The organism is Streptomyces sp. NPDC102441, from assembly GCF_044765585.1.
Lineage (GTDB): Bacteria > Actinomycetota > Actinomycetes > Streptomycetales > Streptomycetaceae > Streptomyces.
The window spans coordinates 78,054-87,403 of the sequence record NZ_JBIWKH010000027.1 but is presented as its reverse complement, the minus strand read 5'-3'; the positions used below and the strand labels follow the sequence as shown (position 1 = coordinate 87,403).

Here is a 9,350-nt window from a genome sequence, read left to right as displayed (position 1 = left end):
CGCAGCCAGCCGGCTCGCGGCACCCAAACCCGTGAACTGGTGCGGAAAACGACTCACGTGGTGCCAGAGCAACTCACAACCAGATCACTAGCCAGGCGTCAGCAGCAAGAGGGTTATGCGCGATGGCCGCGTGAAAGGATGCAGCCGCAGCGGCCCGATTACCCACCCTCAGCTGCGCAACCCCTTCGATCCACGCTTGCTCGCAATTCTTGATCGAACGCCGTGATACGGACTGCCCCTGCACCCTGGTCTCCAGTGCTGTCGTTGGTTGATTCAGGATTCGCCCGCCTTGGATAGGCGGCCTAATTCCACCCGTCAAGTGACACCTGAGAGTTTCCGCCCAGGTACTGATGCAGGGCGCTGGCGGTGGTGTCCACAAAGTTCTCGGGGACAGCGCCGGCGTCGATCCAGCGGACCTGGGAGTGCTTGCGGGGTTCGCGGTTCTCGGGTTCGCCGGTCCATTCGTGGGCGGCGAAGACGACGGTAAGGAAGCCGTTCGGGGCTTCAACGCCCCAGGCGCCGTGGATGATGTGGGCGACCTTGAGGGACTCCGGCTTCACCGTGAGGCCCGTCTCCTCGTAGAGCTCGCGGCCCGCCGTTTCGGTGATGGGCTCGCCCGGTTCGCTCTTGCCGACGGGGAGGTCCCACAGGCCCTGGGCGAACTTGGCGTTCTCGCTGCGCTGCAGGAGCACGACGCGGTTGGTTGCCTTGTCGTGGACGATGACGGCCGCGACCAGCAGTGTCATCGAGTCGAGCGCCGGCTTGAGGGCTGGGGGGCGGTTGTCGGTCTGCTGGGCCACGGGGTTCCCTTCGTCGGGCAGGTTGTTGGGCATGTTAGGCGAGGGCCTCGCGGGCTCGGCGGGCGAGATCTGCGGCGCCGGGGACGCGGCGGCGCTGGTAGATCGCGAGCGTCGAGCGGATCGAGGTGATCGCCTTGCGGGTGCGGTCGGAGGTCATGCCCTCCATGAGGGGCAGGGCCTGGGTCCAGGCGGCGACTGCTTCGTCGGCGCGGGCTTGGGCGGCGAGGCTGTCGCCGAGGTCGGCGTGGGTGAGGGCGTGGACGCGCTTGTACTTCTCCGGGTCCCAGCGGGTGAGGGCGTCGCGGTGCTGCTGTTCCGTACCGATGTGGTCGGCGAGGTCGGTCAAGGTGCGGGCGGTGTGGCTGGCCACGGTGCCGGCGGCGGGGCCGCTGACGCGGGAGAAGCTGGGCTGGGGACCGTCCTCGCGCAGGAGGGCGTCTTCGGCGGCGAGGAGAGCGCGGGCGGCCAATGGGTTCTCGCCGACGGCTGCGTAGGCGCGGGCGTGCGTGATGTGGAGGAGCGCTTCGGTCTGGCCGTCCACGTGGCCGAGGCCGCGAGTGAAGGCTCCTTTGACGAGGTCCACGCAGTGGTGGGGTTGCTTGAGGCTGAGGGACTGGTGGGCGAGGGCGCGCATCATCCAGGCGGCATGGCCGTGGGGGTCGGCTTCGCAGGCGAGCTGGTAGCCGACCTGGTAGTAGCGCTGGGCAGCGCCTTCGTGTCCAAGGTCGTGGTGCTTCCACCCTGCGAGGTAGGCGAGTTCGGCGACGGCGCCGAAGGCGGCCTGGCGTAATGCTTCTGTGGGGAAGCGGCCGCGCAGCATGGGGGCTGCCGTGTCGGCGAGGTACGCGGTGACCGTGGTCAGGCCGTGCCCGCCACCGAGCCGTTCGTCGGCGGCGCTGAAGGCTGCCGTGATCTGTCGTACGACGTCGATGTCGTCGCTGCCGACGAGGGAGCGGGCGGTGCGGGCGCGGAGCATCCGCGAGGTGGCTTCGTGGTCGTGCAGGAGCGGCATGGCCACGCCGGCCGTGGTGAAGGCGGCGATGGCGAGGAAGCGGCGGCGCTCGACGTCCGCGCGACCGAGGTCGGTGACCGCGGTGACGGGGTCGGTGTCCGGTGGCGACTCCGTGTCGGGTGAGTGGAGGCCGAGCTCGGTTCGGGTGACGACGCGTCCCAGCCGCCGGGAGAGGGCTTCGGCGAGGTACTGGCCTGCCTGGCCGGTCGGTGTGCGGGCACCGACGACCCAGTGGGAGATGGCCGACTTGTTGGTCTGGAGCAGTTCGCCGTTCTCGGCGGCGATGCGGCGTACGTCCTTGGCGAGTGCCTCGTACGTGCACCTGGCGGCGTTGATCGTGTCGCGCAGGCGGGAGTTGGCGCTGGTCGGTGCCGGCACGATCGCCTCCGCTCCGGATCCGTAAACCGTGTATACCGCTTGGCCTCGCTCACACCGTACCCACTCTGCGTAGCGGACGGTTCACTTATCGACAGCCGCCCCACTCACGGCATCGCGGGCCGGGCGGCCCCCAAGTTCCGTACGCCCCCACGGGTTCGGGCATTCCTATGCCCAGGCCCGGACGATCAGAGACGGAGACACGGTGACCACCATCGACACCGCGACCATCACGGTCGAGCTGCCCGGCGCCTTCGACCCGCGCTGGAGCCGCCTGCCCGGCATCCAGGTGGACGGCCGGCGCATCACCATCGACCCGGCCGAGTACTTCTTCCGCTTCGAGTCCAGCACCTGGCTCGTCGCCGACTGGGAGTTGGTGAAGGCCCAGCTCCTGGACATGGACGAGACGACCGAGTGCGCGGTCGAGCAGCTCGCGCTCGACTTCATCAAGAACCACGGCGAGTCCACCTCCGACGCGGCCCGCGTGCTGGCGACGGCGTACGGGGTGTACTCGTACCTCTTCCGCGAGGAGCACCTGGCCGGCCTCGGCCTCCCACAGATCACCGCCGACCACCTCCGGATGCTCCTCGAGGCGGCCACACTGATGGCGCTCAACAAGGCCGAGCTGGACGGGCACATCTCCAACGTCGGCCCGTGCTGGTTCTTCCCCGCCGCCACTTCCGTCGTCTTCGACCTGGACGACGCGACGGGCGGAATGCTGGACGAGGTCTACCACGGCGGCTGGTTCAACGAGCACCGCCGGATCGAGTCCATCAAAGCCCACGCCGCGCTCGGCGGCCGACTGGTGCACGGCTGCCAGTCCGTGCCGGACCAGTCCGGCGGTGTCGTCGCGCCCTACGGCGCCTCGATGGCCAGGTTCCGTGACGACCTGGCCAAGTTCAAGGCGGGCTGGATCGAGCAGGTCTACGCCCACCGCGTGACCCCAGCCGAGTAACCCGCCACCCCCGTACGGCTCCGGGGCGGGCCAGCTCGCGCGCGCCCGCCCCGGAGCCCACCAGTCCCCTGGAGACCCTCATGGACCAGAGCCTGTCCGCCGCCCTGCTGGACGACCTATGCACCCTCGTCGGCAAGCCCCTCCCCGAACGTGCCGAGATTCGCGTCTGGGGCATGTCCGGCGTCGAACGCGTCACTTTCCCCGACGGCACCACAGCCGTCTTCAAGTACGCCAAGGAGCCCTTCGACCGCGAGGCCCAGGCCCTGCGGGCGGCATACCAGCGCGGGCTCCCGGTCCCCTCGCTCCACGCCAACGCCATGCAGGACAAGTGGCTCGGGATGCTCATGGACGACCTCGGCACCCCCGTACGGGACGCCGACGACCTCGACGGTGTCGCCGCCGCCGTCATGCTCCATGCCGCCCGCCCGGCGGGCGGTCTGCCCCTCCTCGACGGGGCCGGCCTCGCAGCCCTGCCCGGCCGAGCCCTCGATCACCTCCAGCGGCTACGGAAAGCCGACCGCTGGACGGACTGCGACGACATCGAGACCGCGCTGGGGAAGATCTCCGCCTCGGCTGAGACTCGTGTCCAGGGGGCGACGCTCGAACCGTTCGGCTGGGTGCACTCCGAGTTCCACCCCACGAGCGTCCACATCGGGGAGAACGGCTGGCACCTCCTCGACTTCGCCCGCGCCTTCACCGGACCCGGCCTGATCGACCTCGCCTCGTACCACGGCACCACCGACGTACCGAACCCCTTCCGACTGCGGGTGTTCCTGGAGCAGTACGTCACCGCAGGCGGTCACGAGGACGCCCTCGCCACCCGGGGCGGCCTGACCGCCGAGGCGTGGGCCCTGGGCTGGCACCGCATGTGGGCCGTGGAGTGGTTCATGGAGCAGGCCATCCGCTGGATCGACGATCCGGCCAAGGACCCCGCCTACACCCCCGTCGTCCGCCGCCACCTGAACGACGTGGTCCAACTCCTGGAGGTCTAGGTGCTCGCCCAGGTCTCCCCCTGGTACGCCCACGCAGCTCAGCGCACAGCCGCCGCCCCCACGCACGCCCTCACCGCGCCGGCCCGGATGGAATGGAGCACCCACGCGGGCATCGGTCCCGGCGCCGAGATCCTGGGACGGGACCTGTGCGGCAAGCGCCTCCTGGAGCTGGGCTGCGGCCCCGGCCACAACGTGGCCCACCTCGCGAAGCACCACCAGGCCCGCGTCACCGGTGTGGACCTGGTGGGCCTCCAGGTACGCCGGGCACGCTCCCACTACGGCCACATCCACGGCGCCACCCTCGCCGCCGGCCACGCACTGCACCACCTGCAGGCCACCGGCCAGAGTTTCGACGCGATCTACTCCGTTTTCGGCGCCGTCGGCCTCGTCGCCCCTGAGCTCCTCCTCGCCGCCATTTCACGACGCCTGAAACCGGGCGGTGTCCTGGCCTTCTCCGTTCCTCACCCGGCACGGGCCGGAAGACATCCATCCACGGACGACCGTCCGCGCGAGGACTACGTCACCATGCCCGACCGCACCCGACTGCCCCTCGCTCGATGGGAGTTCGACGCCCGCCGCTGGGGAGCCCACCTCTCCCGGGCGGGCCTGCGCGTCACCTCGACGGTGGAGCTGCGGCACCCGCGCCGCGACCCGTGGCCCACCACCCTCCTGATCACTGCCCGCAAACGCTGACCGACGGAGGAAACGAGGCCAGGCTGGCTGCCCAGGGCCACCGACGCCCTGCGGCGCGAAGCGATACGACGTGTGCTGCCAGTCGAGCGCGAGCAGCGTTCCGCTCGGGTCGATGCAGGAAGTCAGCCCCCGCTCGACCACCTCGACCAGGCGGTCCAAACGCTCGTACTCAGGATCGTCGTCAAGCGCGGCAAGGCTCCAGGAAACCGAGGCGAAGGGCTCCTTGATGGCTGGCCACTTGAAAGAACTCGTACTCGGCTGGAACTTGAACTCGTCGCAAAAGCGGTCCCAAACGCGTCGGTACTCGGCCTCAAGCAGCTCGAACACGGGACTCTCCATCATGGCCCGATCCTATCGAGTCAGCCGCGATGTCCCTCTGGGAACGTGTCGCACGAGGGCTGTCCTGGCCTTCGCCTGCCGCTCCGTGCGGACCGCAAAGGCCGCCCAACCCGCCCCGTCGCAGGTCAGACGGCCTTGCTCCGGACGTATTAGACGTTGAAGCGGAACATACAGAACAGAGCCCCCACCTGCGAAAACAGGGATCCTGACCAACTTATCCAGCAGCAATCCAGCACCGCCGGGATTCATCCAGCACGCCAGGTCGCGGCAAAGGGCCAGGGTCGATCGACGGTGCATTGTGTACACCTGAGATACTTGGTACGCTTGGGCGCATGACGCAGCCCTTGCCCATAGAGTCCATCCGCGATGTGCGCGCACATCTGGCCGAGGTCGTGGAGCGAGCCGACCGGGATGACGTACCCACTGTGATCACACGCCGAGGCAAGGAGGTCGCCGCGGTCGTGTCCATCGAGGTACTTCGGAAGTACCAGGAGTGGGAAGAGCGCGAGATCAACCGGATCATCGACGAGCGCATGGCGAATCCGGCAGCGGGCATTCCGATTGAGGACATCATGCGGGAGACGCTGGCGCGCAATGAGTGACTACCGCACCGTCTTCCGGCCTGAGGCCCAGTCGGAACTACGCAAGATCCCCCGGGACATGGCGCTCCGCATCCTGGCCAAACTGACCGAACTGGAAAGCGATCCCCTCGGCTTCAACACCACGGCACTCGTGTCCCAGCCGGAACGCCGCCGCCTACGAGTGGGTGACTACCGTGTCGTCTACACAATCGACAACGGTGAACTGGTGGTGTGGGTCGTACATATCGGGCATCGCTCCACCGTGTACGACACCTAGAGTCAGGGACGCCCCCGCCCGGCCCGGCAGGCCAGGTTGTCAGTGGCGTTGTCAGTGGCGACTGCTTCCATGACGCCATGAACACTGTGCACGCGATCGCCACCCTCCTTCCCGGCCCCACCGAACTCCGCGCCCACCTGCGCGCGTTGGCTGCCCTGGAGACTGCGATCGCCGACGATCCGCAGTACTGCTACTACACCTTCGACGTCTCCTGGGGCCCCGGCGAAGAGGCAGCCTTGATGGAGAACGGTTCGGGGGACAACTTCTCCGTCCTCTTCACTCCGGCCGGCGTGCTCATACGCGGCTTCGACCACGAGTCGGCGATGAGCCCGTACGGGACGGACGACGAGCAGGTCTGGCCCGGAGTCATCGACGAAGTGCCCGCCGCACTGCGCCCACTCCTGGACGAACCTGCCTTCTGCGATGAGGGCATCGACGCCCCTCGGGTCACCGCCTGCCTGTGGCGGGAGACCGGCGACACAGCCTGGCGCACCGGCTCGAACATCGACTTCCCGCCCGGCAGCGAGGACCCGGACGGCTCCGGTTTCCCCTTCCACCCTCTCGCTGACCGCTCCCCCGAGGCCGCCCAGGCCCACTTCGAGGACTACTACGAGCGCCCCGTCCGCCTCGAAGCCGTCCGCCACGTCCTCGCCGGACATCCCCTCACCCCTGCGGTCGCCGTAGCCCTCAACCCGGCCGCCCTCTCGGACAACGCCCTGCTCCGTAGGATCGCCGCGCGTCCGGAGGTCGCTTCCTACCTGGCCTGCGACGGCGAGTTCGACCTTGCCCGCACCGACCCGATCGAGCCGATCGCCCTGCCCAACGGCCTCCCGGTGGAGCCTGTCGCCGGCTGCAACGCGGGCGGCACCCACTACCTCTGCGGCCCAGCCGTCCCTGGCGGCCACCGACCCGTCCTCTACGCCGACTCCGAGGGGCAGGCTTCCCTGATCGCCGAGTCCCTCGCCGAGGCCCTGACCCTCGCTGTCGCCCTCCCGTCCTGGCACGACGCACTGGCTGGTTTCCGTCCCCCGGCCCTCAGCTCCGACTACCTCGACGACCACCCGGACCACCCCGCCGCCCGCGACCGTCTCCTCGCCGCCCTTCGGCTCCCCCCGGCCACCGAGCAGGAAGTCCTTGACCGTCTCCTCGCCACTGCCGCCCGCACCGTCCCCGACGGCTTCCTCCCGCACGTTCCCGACGAGGAGAACTCCGCCTTCCAGCCGATGCTCGAACCGCTCGCCGACTAAGGGCGCACAGGTGACGAAGCGTCAGAAAATCCAGCACCCATCCAGCACGGGAACCAGCAAGGGGCCGACTCCCGAGAGAGCCGACCCCTTGCCGCCTGCAGACTTGACGAACCAGCTAGCCTGCAGTAACGAAACGATTACACATTGAAGCGGAACTCCACCACGTCGCCGTCCTGCATCACGTAGTCCTTGCCCTCCATGCGCGCCTTGCCCTTGGCGCGGGCCTCGGCGACCGAGCCCGTCTCGACGAGGTCGTCGAAGGAGACGATCTCCGCCTTGATGAAGCCCTTCTGGAAGTCGGTGTGGATCACACCGGCCGCCTCCGGAGCCGTCGCGCCCTTCTTGATCGTCCAGGCGCGGGCTTCCTTCGGGCCTGCCGTGAGGTAGGTCTGGAGGCCCAGGGTGTCGAAGCCGACGCGGCCGAGGGTGGCCAGGCCGGGCTCTTCCTGGCCCATGGACTGGAGGAGCTCGAGGGCCTCGTCGTCGTCGAGCTCGATCAGCTCGGACTCGATCTTGGCGTTGAGGAAGATGGCCTCCGCCGGGGCGACCAGGGCACGCTGCTCGTTCTTGAAGTCCTCGTCGACCAGCTCGTCCTCGTCGACGTTGAACACGTACAGGAAGGGCTTCGTCGTGAGCAGGTGCAGCTCGTGGAGCAGGCGGCCCTTCTCGGTGCCGGCCGTGATGCCCTGAGAGAAGAGGGTGTCGCCCGCCTCGAGGATCTTCTGCGCCTCCTCGACGGCGGCAAGGACCGCGGCCTTCTCCTTCTGGAGGCGGGCCTCCTTCGTCAGGCGCGGGACGGCCTTCTCGACGGACTGGAGGTCGGCGAGGATCAGCTCGGTGTTGATCGTCTCGATGTCGTCCTTGGGCGAGACCTTGCCGTCGACGTGGACGACGTTCTCGTCCTTGAAGGCGCGGATGACCTGGCAGATCGCGTCGGACTCGCGGATGTTCGCGAGGAACTTGTTGCCCAGGCCCTCACCCTCGCTCGCGCCCCGCACGATGCCCGCGATGTCGACGAAGTCGACGGTGGCGGGGAGCATCTTCTGTGAGCTGAAGATCTCGGCGAGCTTGTTCAGGCGGGGGTCGGGGACGCCCACGACGCCGACGTTCGGCTCGATGGTGGCGAACGGGTAGTTGGCCGCCAGCACGTCGTTCTTGGTCAGGGCGTTGAACAGGGTCGACTTGCCGACATTCGGCAGGCCGACGATTCCGATCGTGAGCGACACTTTGGCGACTTCCTGGAGTGAGGACTGGAGGGAGGAGAGGGGCTGTGCGGGCGGGCCGGGAGTGGACCGATTCTCCAGTTTACGGGCGGGGCAGGGTGGCCCGTCACGGGTGCGGCGGCGGGGGCCGGCAAGGGGCCGAACGGGCCTGTTTCGGCCGTGCAGTATCGAACGCAACGCCAAGGTCACCCAAAGCGCGTGTCCAACGCCCGAAGGAGTGCACCCGGCGTCCTAGGTTGTCGGGGTGGAGCAGCACAGGACACGTACCCCGCAGCGCGCCCAGCCCCCGCAGGGCCGGCCCGTACCGCCCGGCGGCCTCGGCGAGGCCACGGCTGCGGTCGGTGGTCCGGTGGCGGTGGTGGTCGCCCCGGCGCCGGCGGCCGGCCCGGGCCCCGGGCCCCGGCGCGGGGCGCCGCCCGTGGTGCTGGCGCTGCGCAGATTCCCCAACCCCCGGCTGACCGGCATCGGCGCCGGACTCTTCGCGGCCCTGGCCATGTTCCTGCTGGCCTGCGTGGACCAGGTGCTCTTCGGCGGTTCGGAGATCGTGTACGGGCTGCTGTTCCTGCCCGTCAGTGCCCTGACCGCCCTATGGGTGCGGCCCGCCGACCTGGTGACCGCCCCGATCATCGTGCCCATCGCCTTCGCGGTCGGCGTGATCCCGGTCGCCGGCGGCACGGGCGGCTTCGGCGGGCAGGCGATGGCCGTCGTGACCGCGCTGGCCGTCCACGCGGGCTGGCTGTACGGGGGCACCCTCATCGCGGGCCTCATCGCCTCCGTACGGAAGGTCCGGCAGATGCGGGAGCGGCAGCGTCACCTGGTCAGGGGCGACCGGGCCCCGCGCCGCCCCCGCGCTTAG

10 protein-coding genes and 1 pseudogene are annotated in these 9,350 nt (G+C 69.1%); 7 read left to right on the top strand and 4 right to left on the bottom strand.

The features are described 5' to 3' along the window. Positions 1 to 302 precede the first annotated feature (302 nt). Together ACIREO_RS38690 and ACIREO_RS38685 are read right to left on the bottom strand one after the other, a co-directional pair. Entirely contained in the window at positions 303 to 833 is a 531-nt protein-coding gene (locus ACIREO_RS38690; RefSeq protein ID WP_404119489.1) for an NUDIX domain-containing protein, read from the bottom strand. Between the two features lies 1 nt (position 834). Further along, positions 835 to 2,190, bottom strand: coding sequence for a tetratricopeptide repeat protein (locus ACIREO_RS38685; protein WP_404119488.1), 1,356 nt, complete (start codon positions 2,188 to 2,190; stop codon positions 835 to 837). A gap of 202 nt (positions 2,191 to 2,392) precedes the next feature. Here ACIREO_RS38685 and ACIREO_RS38680 point away from each other — a divergent pair, with 202 nt between their 5' ends. The 3 genes from ACIREO_RS38680 to ACIREO_RS38670 all read left to right on the top strand — a co-directional run bounded on the left by ACIREO_RS38680 (position 2,393) and on the right by ACIREO_RS38670 (position 4,827). Continuing rightward, the gene (locus ACIREO_RS38680) at positions 2,393 to 3,142 is read left to right on the top strand and encodes a hypothetical protein (protein ID WP_404119485.1); all 750 of its coding nucleotides are present in this window, start codon (positions 2,393 to 2,395) and stop codon (positions 3,140 to 3,142) included. Positions 3,143 to 3,222: 80 nt separating this feature from the next. Further along, entirely contained in the window at positions 3,223 to 4,134 is a 912-nt protein-coding gene (locus tag ACIREO_RS38675) for an aminoglycoside phosphotransferase family protein (protein ID WP_404119483.1), read from the top strand. Continuing rightward, positions 4,135 to 4,827, top strand: a complete 693-nt coding sequence (locus ACIREO_RS38670) for a class I SAM-dependent methyltransferase (RefSeq protein ID WP_404119480.1) — start codon at positions 4,135 to 4,137, stop codon at positions 4,825 to 4,827. It begins immediately after the preceding gene. 27 nt (positions 4,828 to 4,854) lie between these two features. On the opposite strand, the pseudogene ACIREO_RS38665 reads toward ACIREO_RS38670, so the two are convergent. Next, positions 4,855 to 5,166, bottom strand: a pseudogene (locus ACIREO_RS38665) (DUF2716 domain-containing protein); the annotation flags it as partial. Between the two features lie 332 nt (positions 5,167 to 5,498). On the opposite strand from ACIREO_RS38665, the gene ACIREO_RS38660 reads away from it, so the two are divergent. From ACIREO_RS38660 to ACIREO_RS38650, 3 genes are all read left to right on the top strand, one after another. Beyond that, positions 5,499 to 5,768, top strand: coding sequence for a type II toxin-antitoxin system Phd/YefM family antitoxin (locus ACIREO_RS38660; protein WP_093737863.1), 270 nt, complete (start codon positions 5,499 to 5,501; stop codon positions 5,766 to 5,768). After that, positions 5,761 to 6,024, top strand: coding sequence for a type II toxin-antitoxin system RelE/ParE family toxin (locus tag ACIREO_RS38655; protein WP_404119478.1), 264 nt, complete (start codon positions 5,761 to 5,763; stop codon positions 6,022 to 6,024). The genes ACIREO_RS38660 and ACIREO_RS38655 overlap by 8 nt, the downstream gene beginning before the upstream one ends. Positions 6,025 to 6,101: 77 nt before the next feature. Then, positions 6,102 to 7,271 (top strand): hypothetical protein, encoded by a 1,170-nt coding sequence (locus ACIREO_RS38650; protein WP_404119475.1) that lies wholly within the window; start codon positions 6,102 to 6,104, stop codon positions 7,269 to 7,271. A gap of 137 nt (positions 7,272 to 7,408) precedes the next feature. Here ACIREO_RS38650 and ychF read toward each other — a convergent pair whose 3' ends face one another. After that, positions 7,409 to 8,497: a redox-regulated ATPase YchF gene (ychF, locus tag ACIREO_RS38645; protein WP_404119472.1), complete on the bottom strand. Its 1,089-nt coding sequence runs from the start codon at positions 8,495 to 8,497 to the stop codon at positions 7,409 to 7,411. Positions 8,498 to 8,738: 241 nt separating this feature from the next. Between ychF and ACIREO_RS38640 the strand changes: the two genes are divergently transcribed. Then, entirely contained in the window at positions 8,739 to 9,350 is a 612-nt protein-coding gene (locus ACIREO_RS38640; RefSeq protein WP_404119469.1) for a DUF6542 domain-containing protein, read from the top strand.

Bases quoted from the DNA above. Each gene is read 5' to 3' on its own strand.
- ACIREO_RS38660 (WP_093737863.1), top strand. From the start codon at position 5,499: ATGACGCAGCCCTTGCCCATAGAGTCCATCCGCGATGTGCGCGCACAT.
- ACIREO_RS38675 (WP_404119483.1), top strand. From the start codon at position 3,223: ATGGACCAGAGCCTGTCCGCCGCCCTGCTGGACGACCTATGCACCCTC.
- ACIREO_RS38650 (WP_404119475.1), top strand. From the start codon at position 6,102: ATGAACACTGTGCACGCGATCGCCACCCTCCTTCCCGGCCCCACCGAA.
- ACIREO_RS38690 (WP_404119489.1), bottom strand. From the start codon at position 833: ATGCCCAACAACCTGCCCGACGAAGGGAACCCCGTGGCCCAGCAGACC.
- ACIREO_RS38655 (WP_404119478.1), top strand. From the start codon at position 5,761: ATGAGTGACTACCGCACCGTCTTCCGGCCTGAGGCCCAGTCGGAACTA.